Below are 12,838 nucleotides of genomic sequence, written 5' to 3'. Positions count from 1 at the left end.
ACAGGTCAGATCCGAAAAGCCCGGCGCTGGGCCGGGATGCGGTGAGAGACAGTTGCGCAATGCGCCCCGTAATTGCCTCAGGAGGTCGCTTGATAGGGCTCAACCTTCAAGATGCTCAGGTTTTGTAGCGTCCCTTTAATCGTGCAAGAGCGTAGATCCGTATTCGTTGTAGCTATTACCCAGCGAGGCGCCACCACCGATATTTAGCTGGGTGTTACTGCCTCCGAGCTTGCAAGCATCTGAAAAGCAAGAGCGTGGTGTCGTTCCTGAGCATGCACTCAAAAGCAATGTTGCGGCCATCAAGAAAACTTTGACGCAGCTTAACTTCATTTTCAGCATCTCCTGACCAGCGCTTTGGCGTGTGTGCCCCTTCAAACAATCCTACGCCGTCACACGGAGTGAAACACATGAAATATGTGTGCCATGCATCGGAATATCGAGCCGCCTACAGTTACGCAACTCCAGCGGGCTTGTAGTCAGCTTGCTTGGATCCCATGAAGGATGCCTGAATAGCCTGCCGTGATCATTCAGCACTAAAGAGCCTTCGGCGCTTCCAGGCAGGTTGCCCAAGTGACGATCACTGTTCTCCGTCCACTCATCAGTCGCTACCAAGTACTGTAAACATCTGCCGATCCTTGATCTTTGATTGTGTAAGTCGGAATGGAAGCCCTTATATACCTACAAATCCCCGCTGCGCCACCTACTCAGGCTTGGCGCGGCTGATAGCTCCCGCCTTCACCTCATCAGCGTAAGCAGTCAGCCGATTAGCTCGCTCATGCAGCTTTTCGATCGTCTCCATTGCCTCCAGAAGCTCTGTATCCCCCCGTTGTTTTGCCAACCTGAACATTTCCAGGGCGGCTTCTTCGAGGGCGAACGCGGCGGCTTTCAAGTCGCGGTGCAACTCTTGGTTGGGTTTGTTGAGTGACATGGTGACCTCCTGCAAATCCCGTCGCGCCAGATGGCTAGGGTTTCTGCAGCGCCCTGACGACAACGCCGACGATCCGGTAATTTTCCGCACACATCTCAATAGGGTAGACGGGATTGAGCGGCTTCAAGCAGCGCCGACCGCCGTCATCAACCAGTTTCTTGAACGTGGCCTGGTCGCTGTCAGCCAGTTTCGCGACCACGGGCTTCCCGGATTGTGCATCAGCTTCGGTGTCTAGAGGTGCCGGTGCAGGTTCCATGTCGGACGCAGGAGATGGCGGTCTAGGCGGACTTGCGGTGCTCAGCAGCGTGCATTGCCAGGTAGGCTTTGAGGTTTTCGTCGCCTATACCCAAAGTGCACAAGATTTCGGCCATGAAGCTGACCGGAGCGGTACCTGGAGCTGTAACGACGCGCTTATCAGCTACTGCATAAGGGACATCCTGATAGTAAGCCGCTCCACCATAATTCAGTTCCGACAGGTTCTCTGCCGAATTGGAAGTGTGACGGAGGGTATCGAGAACGCCCGATTGCGCTAACACACGGGTACCGTCGCAAATGCCAGCGACGATGATGTTTCTTTCATGGGCAGCGGTAACCAGGGAAGCGATATTAGGGGCCTGTTCGGTCTGCCAGATGGTGCCTCCACATATGATTAGCAGGTCGAGTTCATCGAGCTGGATGGCTTCGAGCGCCAAATGCGGGGTGACGATCATGCCTCCGGAAGAGGTGACTGGGGTACCTTTGGGGGTGGCGAAGCGTGTATCGAAGCCGTAATAAGCACGACCAGCGGAGTTGATCAGGGCGGTTTCCCAATCTGAAAAGTTCTCGGTGATAATAGTAATGGCACGTGTCATTAGAGAGTCCTTCTCTTATGGCGTTGATAAATGTCTGAGGAATCGCCTTCCCCACATGAACCCAAAGCGTAACAAACACGACCGTCAATTTCTGTCAGTAGTATTTGGGTAATGCGCAGGGATGCTGTCAACTTCACGCAACGCCGCGTTTTGAGAAGAACTTGCCGGCGAACTGGATAGTGCCGGGGCTGCTGCCACTGGACATCAGGCAGGTGTTTACGCTTCATTGATCGAAATCGTTCGGCGAATTCTCGCTGGAATGAAAATTAATGCGCCATTGATGGCAAACACTGATCAATACAACCAGCCCGTGAGGTGAAGACCTCGCGGGCTAGCGGGTAAGTCATTTTCAAAAAGGCACACTAAGCCGGGCATTAACCGAAAATCACAGGTAAGGCTTAGCCACCAATCCGGTGGCTTACAGCATTTTCTTGTTGGTTAAGGGTCCTTTGCTCCTGCTTGGTGATATGACCGCGATTTTGGCTAGCCATGCTCCGTTCTTCCTGACGAATCTGACGATCTTCCTTATGAAGTCTGGCTGCCTGTCCCTTGGTCATTTCGCCCTCTTTGACTTCGTTATGGATTCGCTTGTTCTGGTTGGCCAGACGACCATTTACCTCGGCCCTACGTGGGTGATCTTTTCCCCATTGAGCATCAGCAGCAACTACATTGCCAGCAACCACGCCAACAAATGCGGACAACAAAATAGCAGCAAACTTTTTAGACATGTTTGATTCCTACTGAGTGCTTTAAAGGCTGGCCGGTTGTCTTGACCAGCACCAGCCAGGTCGTTACTGAGTCATCACCGGTTTTGTAGACACGATTGAATCCCGACAGTTCATTGCTCTCTACCAGCTATCGAGCAGCGTCATCTCGATACGCCGCACTGAGGCTCAGCCTGAAAAAAAGTGTGGTTATTGAAGGGGTTAGGTGATTTTAATCGGACGGACGGGTGCAAATATCCTGTTACAACTGCCCGAATTGAGATAATATGCCCCTGCGTTCACCACCACGGTTTATGCATTTTGAGTCCCAAGTGTCCATCAGCTGCTTGGGATTTTTTTTGCCTGAAATTTGCCGCTGGCCGGAGCAGTGATCGACCGTCATCACGACTTTTTCAATGGCAAAAGCCGTTCGCCCAAATTGATCTTGGTGGCTATCTGCTACCTTGTCACGCCGGCGATCCGAGCGACTGTAGTCAGTGAATCGGAAAACGAGGAAGGTGAGGGCGTGTCATACGCTAATAACCTCCGCCTCCCATACCGCCCATACCGCTGGCTGGTTCTCTGGCTTTCTTCTGTACGCGACTCCATTCAGCGCAGGTCATAAAGCTCTTATGGTCCACTTTGCCTGATCTATCAAAGCTGACATTGAAAGACTGCTGATGGCCGGCATGAGTGAGCATGTAGTCAAAGCAGGTGCCGGGCTCCACTGTGCGGTTCGTTACTGATAATGGCTTCCCGCCGATACTCTGGACTTGATCTTTGCTCATGCCCGTCTCGACCTTTGCGACCAGCGGCTGGTCACGATAGACCTGTGAATTAGTGGCGCAACCACCTACCGCTGATAGCACGGCGACCAGCGCGAATAGAGGTTTGTTCATGTTAGGGCTCCCGATGGTGAGCGTTGTGAAGAGACTCCTGGGTGCATCAATTCAATTAAAGTCGAGTTATGCGGGGTGCACCAAATATCCTCAGGGCCGAGGCCGGAGGTGTTGGCGAGTTTGGGGAGGGCAGACAACAAAAAACCCGCACATGGCGGGCTCTTTGTCGAAGGGGGCGCTGATCCTTCAGCTCGCCAGAGTGTGCTCTGCAACTTCAGCCTAATCAACGACGGGGCGACGAAGCGCAGGTCTAGTGGCCTGTGTGGCTAGTTCGTTAGCTCAAATTCGGATGCCGGCGGCCCAGAGCCAAGGCGCTGTGACGAGTCATAGCCCGCTATGGCGAGGAACAGCAACGCAGGATATGGGCTGCTGGCGCCGAAGTTGACTAACAGAACTAGCCACACAGGCCACTAGCTACAGAGTGAGTTCCATGAGGGCCGCCTTCGGGGCGAGCTGGCAGTTAAGCCACCAACAAAAAGCCCGCGCGCGGGGGGCTTAAAAAGGGATTCTTGAAGTGCGCAGGCTCAATCCAGGTGAGCCGCAGTGAAACGGACGTAATGGGGCATGTCGCTGGAATGAAAAAGTCCGTACGTGGCGAGCTCCAGGTAGTGAGTTGCCACATCCCTGTGGCTGACTTCAATGTGCCAGCCCGGTGTGACGAGACTATGACAAGGGCGCTAAAGGGGATGGTTCGGCGGCGCCCCCGGGCCAGTTGAATCCCACGATCGCCTCCTACAAATACTTGTTGTCCTGTCTTTTTCGGCTCGATCGGTTCAGCCTTTTTGTTATCCATCTCTCAAGTGGTTTAACTGAAAAGAAAAATAGATAACCTGCAAGACCGAGTGCGAGTTCAACCCATGTTTCGGCTATTGGGCCTTTAAAATATTCAATGCAATATTTAGCAAGGAACAACGTCGCAATCCCACCTAGAGCCAACAAGGCTGTGATCGCAAAACCTGATATACGTCTCAATTTCTTAAAATCCCCGCCGCGCCGGCTGGCTACAGCTTCTGTAGCGCCCTGACGACTACGCCGACTATCCGGTCGTTTTCCGCATACATCTCAATAGGGTAAGCGGCTTCAGAAAGCGACGTCCACCATCTTCATTCAGTTTCTTGACCGTGGCCTGATCGCTGTCGGCCAGCTTGATGACGGCCGCTTTGAGGTGGAAGAGATGTAACCTTTGCCGAGGAGATAAACCTTGCACGGTGTGACCACAGATCCGGGCCACCGGGCGCGCGACGGGCAAGAGGTGTGGGATCACCTGAATCATAAAACCCGGCTATAAAGCCGGGTTTTTTGTTAGCGATAGAATCAGTTTCTCTGACCGCCAATAGCGCCGCCAGCAGCACCACCAAGCCCTGCGCCAATGGTGGCGCCGGTGCTACCACCCAGCTTGTTGCCAATGAGTGAGCCACCTGCCGCACCCAGGCCGCCACCAATAGCTGCCTTGGTTTTCTTGCCTTTTTTGGCTGCAACGGCACCACCTGCCGCGCCGCCCAGGCCTGCACCGACGGCTGCGCCTGTGCTGCCACCCAGCTTCTGACCAAGAACGTTACCCAGGGCGCCGCCCAAACCACCGCCGACCGCAGCCTGGGTGCCGCCTGCGGCCATAGCGCCTTGGGCAAACAGGACGCTCAGGGCCAAGACGGAAAGTGCTTTACGCATGTTGCAAACCTCGAAAAAAATTGGGCGCCAATTGTCGCTGCCTGGGGGCGGCTAAGCAAATCGCCGAGCTGGCTTGGTCGGAAATCAACACACCGTCTGTCGCCTCGCCATCGTGCCGGGATGTTTCGTTTGCTGTAGATGGTGGGAGAAATCGCGAACCTGTTTCAACGTCTCGCAGCAATGCGGTTGTGATTGCCTCATAGCCACCCCCTGATAAGCTCGACCCAGCATCAATACAAAGCGTGAAGAATGCTCAGCTCAATCGAGTGCTTTCCTACAGGTTAATTCAGGAATATTGATGTGTAGCCCATTGAGTCATCATGTCAGGAAATGGAGTCTGATCATTGCGCTTGTCGGTCAAACGGGTTGCGACATTGGTGACTCGCTGGAGCGAATCAGCGGCCCGACCATGGGCAGCACTTACACGGTTCAATACGTGCGGCGTCGAGCCTCGGGGGAAAACTCGCCCGAGCAGGTTCGGGTGCAGGTCGAGGCAATTCTGGCCGAGATCGATCGCACTTTTTCGACCTATCGTGGTGATTCGGATACCGAGCGCTTCAACGAGCTGCCAGCTAACAGCTGTCAGCCCATGCCGCCGCCGTTATTGAAGCTGGTCCGCTATGGCGAGCAGCTTTCGCAGCAAAGCGACGGCGCCTACGACCTGACCGTTGAGCCCTTGGTCAATCTCTGGGGTTTCGGTCCGCAGGCGCGTGAGGAGAAGGTCCCCCAGGCGCAGGCATTGGCGAGTGCTCGGCAAAAGGTGGGTTATCAGCACCTGCGTATCGAAGGCGAGCAGCTGTGCAAGGACGCGGCGGTCGAGCTCGATTTCAACAGCATTGCGCCGGGCTATGCGGTCGATCGCATTGCCGAGCGTCTGCAGGAACTGGGTATCAACAGCTTCCTGGCCGACGTCACCAGCGAGATCAAGGTAGTCGGGCGCAAGCCCGATGGAACGCCTTGGCGAGTGGCGCTGGAGGTTCCGCGGGACGACCGACAGGAGGCGCAACAGGTGCTGTCGTTCGATGGCTATGGCATTTCCACTTCGGGCGACTATCGCAATTATTTCGAGGAGAACGGCCGACGCTATTCGCACACCTTCGATGCGCGCACTGGCAGGCCCATTGAGCATGACCTGACAGCGGTCACGGTAATCGCTCCCTCAGTCATGATCGCCAATGGGCTATCGACTATGTTGCTGGCTCTCGGCCCGCAACAGGGGTGGGACTATGCTTTGCAGCATAAAATTGCAGCGTTTTTTGTGATTCGTGCCGACAAGGCCTTTGTCAGCCGGTCGACGCCGGCTTTCGAGCCATTCGTGGCGGGCGACAAAGGTCGCTGAAGGTTTTGTGGCGATTGATTGACGATGTAGGTTCTGTTGACGGAAGCCCGGCGCTAGAATTTTGCGTTTGCGGCTGACAAGAGCCTCCGAGTCGCCTTGGCAGCCACATATGGGGGCTGCGTGGACCAATAGCTGAAACATACTCAATGCGCAGGGGCAGCCCCCAATGCCAGTCAGTTAAGGAATTTCAGGTTCAGCACTGTCCCCCGTAGCAGCTGCCGAAGGCTGCGTCCGGCGGCGAAGCCGTCGCAAATCCTGCTTCCACGATTTGTCTGGAATACCGCAGTGACTGTTTTACGACTGCTGCGCAGCCGGACGCAGGCTTTGCCAGCTGCTACGGTTCGCGTAATGTCTTAACTGACTGGCATTAGGGGCAGCCCCTCATTATCAAGGATTGATCTATGCCGAATCCGGTGCTTGTTAAAAGAAAGGTATTGTTCGGGGATTGTGACCCTGAGGGAGTAGTGTTTACTCCAAGGTTTTCATATTTTGTTGTGGAAGCCGTTCACGACGCACTGGGTGTCTGGCTTGAGGGGCCGGGGTTAAAAACTCTTTTAGGGTTTAATTTGCTACCTCCTGCGAGGGCATTGTCTTTAGAGTTTTTGCATCCGGTTACTTGGGATGACGAGCTGACTATGACGGTAAGTGTTTCGAATGTCGGGTTGCACTCTTTCTCATTTTCAGTTGAGGGGCGTATTGCGCCAGATGTGCTGGCGTTTACTGCGAACCTTACTCAAGTTTGTATCTCGCCGGGTACAAGAAAAGTTATCGAAGTCCCCGCGCAACTCAGAAAATTACTCCAGTGTTCAGAGGCGTAGTGAGTTGTGTGGGACAGGATTTGCATCAAGCATCGAATAGCCTGATTCAAGTATCCAGGTGTCAGGCTTCAGGCGGCCACCTGCTGCTCTTCCTGGCGCAGCGTCTGATGCCTCTGGGCACTGCGATGGCCTCCGGCGGGTATGGATGGTGCTAGATTGGAAGAGAGGGCACAAACCTAGGGGAAACAAGATGATCACTGACGCTCGGGATGCCGCGAAGTACGTTGAGTGCTATTCGTCTATCGAAAGCCCGCAAGCGCGGGAAGCGTTTTGCATGCTGGTTGGCGCGATTTGCGCAATGAAAGGGCATGACTGCGCCCCCAAGCCGCAGAGCGACTCAACGAGGTCCATTGGAATTTTTTCGGTCGCTGATGGCGACTGCCCCTTCAGCTTTGTGGCCTATCATAATTGGCTTCTATTTTATTTCCGGCTGCCAGCTTTCAAGGCTGGGCACTGTTCCGTAAAAACACTTTGCGCAGAGTTTGGCGAGGTCAATGACAAAGTTGATGGGGAATGGACCATCAAGTTGCGGTCCGTTGATGATGTTCGCCGTTTGCTACGGATAATAAATATTTCCTAGCCAGCCTCATCGCGGCTGCGGCCTGGTCCGGCGTCACGCTGAAGGCGGTGTCGTTCAATAGCGCGTCAAGGAGCTGCGGTTCGTGGGTATCGCGAGCATTGGATGATGCGTCTCTTGGTGAGACGCATCTACTCACGTCAGGCGATAAGCTCTACTTTGCCGGTAGCAAGGCGGTAGACGGCCCCTACGATTTTCAACTTGCCCTGCTTGAGTGCAACACTGAGCAGTGGCGAAGTAGTCTTGAGCTTATTGACCGAGTCTTTGACATTTTGCACGATGGCGTTGTCGAGAAGCGCGCCCGGCTCGTTGAGTACCTTTTCAATAGAGGGTCTAAGTGAATCGGCCAGCCCTTGGATGTGACCAGGGAATTTAATTTTATCCTTTATTGCCTTTACACCCGCATCAATGGCTCCACAGCCCTCATGCCCCAACACCATAATGAATGGCGCGCCGAGTGATACGACAGCGTATTCAAGGCTGGCCAAACCTTCGTTCGTGACGAAGTTACCCGCGACGCGCACAGCGAAAAGGTCCCCCCGGGCAGTATCAAATGCGTATTCAGGAGCAATACGAGAGTCTGCGCAACTCAGTACCGCAGCGAATGGGTTCTGGCCGGCGACCAAGGCCTCGCGTTCTGCCTGGAAGTCATGCGTCTTGGAAGTTCCAGTCATATATCGTTGATTCCCATCCATAAGCCTCTGCAGCGCCATCGTTGGGTTGATTGCGTTTTGTGGCTTTGGAATGGTTTGTTCGGCCGCCAGTGCAACCTTGCCCGGCAGGGCGCCAGCAAGGAGTAGAGCGCCTGCCCCGGCCCCTACGAGCCGAAGAAATCGACGACGATCAGTAGTGCCCGGTATTTGGGTTGGCTCACATGACTCACACATAGTCTTATGCCCTCAGAACGATTAGATAGTAATAGTTCTCTATTGGAATCAATTGCATTCAAGAACCTGAAGCGCTTCATCCTTCGAAGCTTAGGCTAGTGTGTGAATTGTTGTTATCGACTCTCTTGGCGACCCGGCGCTTCGGGCCGGATGCAGCTGAAAATTGTCAGCTTCCAGACTGCCGCATTACAGAGGGCTGAGTATGCTGATTTTTTTCTGTTCGCAGGCGACCCACACCGTGTGCGCCTGGACAAATGCTTCGTCTGTAATGAGTCGTTCATGCTTTATCCCTGTTTTCGGTAATTGAGTGGAGCATGACCCTGGTGATTTGATTTTCTGCCGTCATGGGTGTGCCTCGCCGGTGAATCATTGATCTACTTCGTGGTCGTATTTCTTGTTGATTGCTCGTTTGATTAAAACTGATGGGCAGCGATAACTTTTCTCCATAGCTCTGACCCTTGCTTTTTAGGACGTTCAAATGAAACGAACAGCGATAATGATCTTGGCCATATCAGGTTCCCTCCTGTTGGGAGGATGCTGGCCGTACTGGGAGGATGGAGGAGGGTACGGTCGAGAGCATGACCGAGGTCGTGATTATGGTCGTGAACATGACCGTGGCTATGATCGGGGTCGCGGCGATGATCAGGGGGAAGACCGAGGATATTATCGTCACGGCGATAATGAGGAATATGGTCGTCACCGCGATCATGATCGTGACCATGATGGCGGAGAGCAGGACTAGCGTTTGAAAACTACTCCAGCAGAACGGGTAAATTCCGTTCTGCTGTGCAGCCATTAGTGGCGGCTGTCAAGGTTTGCCGTCATTAACCGGTCCGGCGTTACGCCGATCTCTGCCAGAAGAGTTCCCGGTGTCCAGAAGCCTTCTCTCCAGCAACACATTTTGAAGTGCTTGGCGGGCGGAAGGATCCAGCTGATGTTCTCTCTCCTTCAGCTCCAGCAAGATTGGGCTAGACCAAGTGCGATAGGTCTGCTCGGCAGTGCGAATTGAGCTCATATATCTCCTCCTGACCAAGTGACAGCTAATGAAACGGCACGGTTCCATGTCGCGGAAACCCTAGTAGAGAAACCTGTTTGTCGCCAGCTACCAGCGCGAGTCTGATTTTCGGCGCTCACTCGGCGTTCATCCTGGCCAGTCCCTGTCTGATGTAGCCCACATTTGCGCCAATGGTTTCAAGTGAGCCTCGAATATTTTCGCCTACCACTGTCGACCCGCGCTGCTCTACCCATAGGGCGAGCTCCATGAGCGCGGCCTCGAGTGCGAGCTGGTTTTCGTACATTTTTTCAAGGACGCTTGGGAGGGGGTAATTGTCAGGCATGGCTCGATTCCGTTCGATTAGTTGAAAACTGTCGCGGGTGCTGCCCATGAATCCTACATCGTGGATTCCGCTAAGACACTCAAAAGTTGTAATGACTCGTCCCCGGATAAAGCCTGGGAAGTTAGCGTTAAAGGCGTCGATCAATACTTGTTTTTTAATGGCGCGATATTGTGGATTTTTTTTGTAAGCTAATCGCTATTTCAAATGTAGGACTGGGGTTGAAGAAAGCAGAAGACAAGTAATTCAAGAGTGGGGAGATATTCGTTGTGAGCGGTTTGTGCAGTGGTGGACAACGTCTGGGTATGAGTCGGGTTGAAATCTCTCCTCAAGGAGCAGGGGTCTTGATCAATGGGGTGAATGTGACGAACAAACCTCGGTTTTAGCCCGAAATTAAACATGGTCAATGCATCCGAAAGCTGCAAATGAAGCCCATGCTGCTGCACCTCCCAATGCGAAACAGTTAAAGGGAAGTGAGATGGGTGGAGTTTTGATAGGTTGCGAACATTCTGGCGTTACGAGTACAGGCTATCCGTTTTCGGAAACTCTCCATCAGGAGGGTACGGCGATAATAAAGATTTCAGGTCAGGATCCGCAAAACGGTTATTGGAAAATTGCCGGAGATGTTATCTGCGTTACGTATCCAAAGTACGGCAAGGAGTGTAATAGCGTGCGTGCTGATGGTGTTTCAATTGGGTTGGTGGATAAAAAAATAATATGACAAACAATAATTTCAGCATGCACTGACCTACAAAATGCCGACCCTGCTGTCAGCGCCCTTCAAGCAGAATTTGAATTGGGGTGATGGTGATCTTATGGATTAACCCAGCCAAGGTGCCAAAACGGATCCAGGCTAAGCAGGACGGGTCATCGGACGAAAAAAAGCCCGCATGCGGGCGGGCCAAGGGAATGCTTGAAATGGATGAGTGAAGTTTATGGCGCTGAATGTGATGGGGGCGTGAAAGGTTTGTCGCCGAGATGAAAATGCTGGTGTCGGCGCGCTTGCGGATGACGCCGCCGAACGTCATGTCAGATTGATGGCATCGATGAGCGGATTGCGCTGAATCAAGATAATGGCTTTTTGGCTCAGCGGCAGGCATATTTTCACAATTGCGGTTAGCCTAAGGTTACAAACAGAGGCTAAAATGCCATCGTGCGGCCAGATGCAAATCACCGGCATTGAGCTCAGGGATACGCCGCCAGGACCCGCTGTTTCGATTATCAGACGCTGCGCATTTGTCCTTTGGCCCATCCGGCTTGTGCGGGACGCAGTATGTTTTTTTCTGACATGTGACCACTTCCGTGAAACTCATCATTGCCGCTATTTACGTTGTATCCATTGCGTATGTGCATCTGCGTGGTCGTGTACGCCACACATTGAGCCGTCAGTTGAGTGATCACTCGACGTTTCTGGCGCCGGTGAATTGTTTTCTCTACCTGTTCTCGAAGAAACCCAATCGTCCCTACCTCGATCCTGCCGACTTTCCTGACTTGAGCCCTTTGCAAGCGCACTGGGAAGAAATCTGCACCGAAGGCCAGAACCTGCTCAGAGCGGGGGAGATCAAGCGTTCGGACCAATACAACGACGTGGGTTTCAACTCCTTCTTCAAAACGGGCTGGAAGCGCTTCTACCTGAAGTGGTACGGCGACAGCCATCCTTCGGCAATGAAGCTTTGCCCACGCACCACTGAGCTGCTGCAAGGCATCGGCTCGGTCAAAGCCGCCATGTTTGCCGAGTTACCACCTGGCTCCAGGCTGGTACGCCACCGCGACCCGTATGCGGGTTCCTACCGCTACCACCTGGGCCTGGAAACACCGAACGATCCGGGCTGCTACATCGAGGTAGACGGTGAACGCTATCACTGGCGCGACGGTGAAGCGGTGATGTTCGATGAGACGTACATTCACTACGCCGAGAACACCACGCAACAGAACCGTATTATTTTGTTCTGTGATGTGGAGCGTCCGATGAAGTACCGCTGGGCTGCTGCCTTTAACCGCTGGTTCAGCTACACCGTGATGTCAGCCGCCGGCTCGCCGAACGATGCCGGGGACAAGACCGGTGGTTTGAACCGTGCCTTTAACAGGCTGTACAAAATCCGCCTGCGCGGCAAGGAACTGAAAAAGCGCAACCGCACGCGTTACTACCTGGAAAAGTGGGCGATTTTCGGCGGGTTGTTGGCGATTTTCGTATTGATCTGAAGTGTCTCGTGTTCAGGTGGCCTGTGGGGCGCGGCAAAAGCCCCGTCGGTTACTGGCGCGGGCCGTTCGGCAGATCAGCGCTCCGGATAACGCGTGTTGTATATCCCGCAGGACTATTTTGTTAACAAATCCGAATCCAGCGCGTAGCGTGTTATTGAAGGTAATGTCTCTGTACACATAGATAGAGGTGCCCGATGAACAGGCTAGTGCTTGGCTTCACTGCGCTGGCATTGAGTGGCTTGCTGAGCAGCCTGGCCCAGGCTCGGCCTGAAGCATCCGCGTCTCACAACGCCTCGCCCCAGGCGATACTCCTTGCCCAGAACCTGCCAGGCAGTAGCAACGACAATCCTTACAACAACCCGATCCGCCGAGCCAATCCCAACAGCATGCAAGGCACGCAGCCGAGCGCCCCAGCCTTTCGTGGACCGAACACTGTGCCGGTGCCACGCTCGCCGACCCTGGAAAATGGCGGAATCGGCAACGGTTATCCACGCAAGGACCCTGCGCCGGGCTCGGTAAAACCGTCGATCCAGCCCAACACGCCCCCCAGAGACTCGAACGACAGCAATCGTTGAGCCGAGTGTCGCGATGCTGGAAGATGCGCTTGTGCAGGCGTAACGCCTGGGCCCTG

At 53.9% G+C, this 12,838-nt stretch carries 16 protein-coding genes and 1 pseudogene; 7 read left to right on the top strand and 10 right to left on the bottom strand.

Annotated features, from left to right (window positions below):
* Positions 1-700: 700 nt before the first annotated feature.
* From AC07VR_RS13095 to AC07VR_RS13070, 6 genes and pseudogenes are all read right to left on the bottom strand, one after another.
* A complete protein-coding gene (locus AC07VR_RS13095) occupies positions 701-928 on the bottom strand; it encodes a hypothetical protein (RefSeq protein WP_494993270.1) in 228 nt (75 codons plus the stop codon).
* Positions 929-962: 34 nt separating this feature from the next.
* Positions 963-1,163 (bottom strand): annotated as a pseudogene (locus tag AC07VR_RS13090) (LexA family protein); the annotation flags it as partial.
* 43 nt (positions 1,164-1,206) lie between these two features.
* Entirely contained in the window at positions 1,207-1,779 is a 573-nt protein-coding gene (locus AC07VR_RS13085; RefSeq protein WP_495011461.1) for a type 1 glutamine amidotransferase family protein, read from the bottom strand.
* Positions 1,780-2,177: 398 nt separating this feature from the next.
* Complete coding sequence (locus AC07VR_RS13080; RefSeq protein ID WP_495011460.1) at positions 2,178-2,507, bottom strand: hypothetical protein; 330 nt, start codon at positions 2,505-2,507, stop codon at positions 2,178-2,180.
* A 512-nt stretch (positions 2,508-3,019) separates the two neighbouring features.
* Positions 3,020-3,382, bottom strand: a complete 363-nt coding sequence (gene osmE, locus AC07VR_RS13075) for an osmotically-inducible lipoprotein OsmE (RefSeq protein WP_495011459.1) — start codon at positions 3,380-3,382, stop codon at positions 3,020-3,022.
* 1,314 nt (positions 3,383-4,696) lie between these two features.
* Positions 4,697-5,050, bottom strand: coding sequence for a bacteriocin (locus AC07VR_RS13070; RefSeq protein ID WP_494993266.1), 354 nt, complete (start codon positions 5,048-5,050; stop codon positions 4,697-4,699).
* A 409-nt stretch (positions 5,051-5,459) separates the two neighbouring features.
* On the opposite strand from AC07VR_RS13070, the gene AC07VR_RS13065 reads away from it, so the two are divergent.
* The 3 genes from AC07VR_RS13065 (at position 5,460) to AC07VR_RS13055 (ending at position 7,787) form a co-directional block, all read left to right on the top strand.
* Positions 5,460-6,389 (top strand): FAD:protein FMN transferase, encoded by a 930-nt coding sequence (locus AC07VR_RS13065; RefSeq protein WP_495011531.1) that lies wholly within the window; start codon positions 5,460-5,462, stop codon positions 6,387-6,389.
* A 401-nt stretch (positions 6,390-6,790) separates the two neighbouring features.
* Entirely contained in the window at positions 6,791-7,207 is a 417-nt protein-coding gene (locus tag AC07VR_RS13060) for an acyl-CoA thioesterase (protein WP_494993264.1), read from the top strand.
* 190 nt (positions 7,208-7,397) lie between these two features.
* Positions 7,398-7,787 (top strand): hypothetical protein, encoded by a 390-nt coding sequence (locus AC07VR_RS13055; RefSeq protein ID WP_494993263.1) that lies wholly within the window; start codon positions 7,398-7,400, stop codon positions 7,785-7,787.
* A gap of 137 nt (positions 7,788-7,924) precedes the next feature.
* Here AC07VR_RS13055 and AC07VR_RS13050 read toward each other — a convergent pair whose 3' ends face one another.
* Positions 7,925-8,671, bottom strand: coding sequence for a carbonic anhydrase (locus AC07VR_RS13050; RefSeq protein WP_494993262.1), 747 nt, complete (start codon positions 8,669-8,671; stop codon positions 7,925-7,927).
* Between the two features lie 578 nt (positions 8,672-9,249).
* Between AC07VR_RS13050 and AC07VR_RS13045 the strand changes: the two genes are divergently transcribed.
* Positions 9,250-9,420 (top strand): hypothetical protein, encoded by a 171-nt coding sequence (locus AC07VR_RS13045; RefSeq protein ID WP_495011458.1) that lies wholly within the window; start codon positions 9,250-9,252, stop codon positions 9,418-9,420.
* Positions 9,421-9,479: 59 nt separating this feature from the next.
* Here AC07VR_RS13045 and AC07VR_RS13040 read toward each other — a convergent pair whose 3' ends face one another.
* Together AC07VR_RS13040 and AC07VR_RS13035 are read right to left on the bottom strand one after the other, a co-directional pair.
* The gene (locus tag AC07VR_RS13040) at positions 9,480-9,686 is read right to left on the bottom strand and encodes a hypothetical protein (RefSeq protein WP_494993260.1); all 207 of its coding nucleotides are present in this window, start codon (positions 9,684-9,686) and stop codon (positions 9,480-9,482) included.
* Positions 9,687-9,801: 115 nt separating this feature from the next.
* Positions 9,802-10,008: a hypothetical protein gene (locus AC07VR_RS13035; RefSeq protein WP_494993259.1), complete on the bottom strand. Its 207-nt coding sequence runs from the start codon at positions 10,006-10,008 to the stop codon at positions 9,802-9,804.
* A gap of 403 nt (positions 10,009-10,411) precedes the next feature.
* Here AC07VR_RS13035 and AC07VR_RS13030 point away from each other — a divergent pair, with 403 nt between their 5' ends.
* On the top strand, positions 10,412-10,726 hold the full coding sequence (locus AC07VR_RS13030) for a hypothetical protein (RefSeq protein ID WP_495011457.1): 315 nt from the start codon (positions 10,412-10,414) through the stop codon (positions 10,724-10,726).
* A 49-nt stretch (positions 10,727-10,775) separates the two neighbouring features.
* On the opposite strand, the gene AC07VR_RS13025 is transcribed toward AC07VR_RS13030, so the two are convergent.
* The gene (locus AC07VR_RS13025) at positions 10,776-11,105 is read right to left on the bottom strand and encodes a hypothetical protein (RefSeq protein WP_495011456.1); all 330 of its coding nucleotides are present in this window, start codon (positions 11,103-11,105) and stop codon (positions 10,776-10,778) included.
* Positions 11,106-11,307: 202 nt separating this feature from the next.
* On the opposite strand from AC07VR_RS13025, the gene lpxO reads away from it, so the two are divergent.
* Both lpxO and AC07VR_RS13015 read left to right on the top strand, forming a co-directional pair.
* Positions 11,308-12,207 (top strand): lipid A hydroxylase LpxO, encoded by a 900-nt coding sequence (lpxO, locus tag AC07VR_RS13020; protein WP_495011455.1) that lies wholly within the window; start codon positions 11,308-11,310, stop codon positions 12,205-12,207.
* 194 nt (positions 12,208-12,401) lie between these two features.
* Positions 12,402-12,782, top strand: coding sequence for a hypothetical protein (locus AC07VR_RS13015; RefSeq protein WP_495011454.1), 381 nt, complete (start codon positions 12,402-12,404; stop codon positions 12,780-12,782).
* Positions 12,783-12,838 lie beyond the last annotated feature (56 nt).

Source organism: Pseudomonas sp. GW821-FHT02H09, assembly GCF_059421425.1.
The sequence above is the reverse complement of the archived record's forward strand: the minus strand, read 5'-3'. Positions and strand labels throughout refer to the sequence as shown.

Coding starts and splice junctions, on each gene's coding strand:
- AC07VR_RS13015 (WP_495011454.1), top strand. CDS start 12,402: ATGAACAGGCTAGTGCTTGGCTTCACTGCGCTGGCATTGAGTGGCTTG.
- AC07VR_RS13085 (WP_495011461.1), bottom strand. CDS start 1,779: ATGACACGTGCCATTACTATTATCACCGAGAACTTTTCAGATTGGGAA.
- AC07VR_RS13095 (WP_494993270.1), bottom strand. CDS start 928: ATGTCACTCAACAAACCCAACCAAGAGTTGCACCGCGACTTGAAAGCC.
- AC07VR_RS13065 (WP_495011531.1), top strand. CDS start 5,460: ATGGGCAGCACTTACACGGTTCAATACGTGCGGCGTCGAGCCTCGGGG.
- AC07VR_RS13040 (WP_494993260.1), bottom strand. CDS start 9,686: ATGAGCTCAATTCGCACTGCCGAGCAGACCTATCGCACTTGGTCTAGC.
- osmE (WP_495011459.1), bottom strand. CDS start 3,382: ATGAACAAACCTCTATTCGCGCTGGTCGCCGTGCTATCAGCGGTAGGT.
- AC07VR_RS13070 (WP_494993266.1), bottom strand. CDS start 5,050: ATGCGTAAAGCACTTTCCGTCTTGGCCCTGAGCGTCCTGTTTGCCCAA.
- AC07VR_RS13035 (WP_494993259.1), bottom strand. CDS start 10,008: ATGCCTGACAATTACCCCCTCCCAAGCGTCCTTGAAAAAATGTACGAA.
- AC07VR_RS13030 (WP_495011457.1), top strand. CDS start 10,412: ATGCATCCGAAAGCTGCAAATGAAGCCCATGCTGCTGCACCTCCCAAT.
- AC07VR_RS13060 (WP_494993264.1), top strand. CDS start 6,791: ATGCCGAATCCGGTGCTTGTTAAAAGAAAGGTATTGTTCGGGGATTGT.
- AC07VR_RS13025 (WP_495011456.1), bottom strand. CDS start 11,105: ATGCCTGCCGCTGAGCCAAAAAGCCATTATCTTGATTCAGCGCAATCC.
- AC07VR_RS13045 (WP_495011458.1), top strand. CDS start 9,250: ATGACCGAGGTCGTGATTATGGTCGTGAACATGACCGTGGCTATGATC.
- AC07VR_RS13080 (WP_495011460.1), bottom strand. CDS start 2,507: ATGTCTAAAAAGTTTGCTGCTATTTTGTTGTCCGCATTTGTTGGCGTG.
- AC07VR_RS13050 (WP_494993262.1), bottom strand. CDS start 8,671: ATGTGTGAGTCATGTGAGCCAACCCAAATACCGGGCACTACTGATCGT.
- AC07VR_RS13055 (WP_494993263.1), top strand. CDS start 7,398: ATGATCACTGACGCTCGGGATGCCGCGAAGTACGTTGAGTGCTATTCG.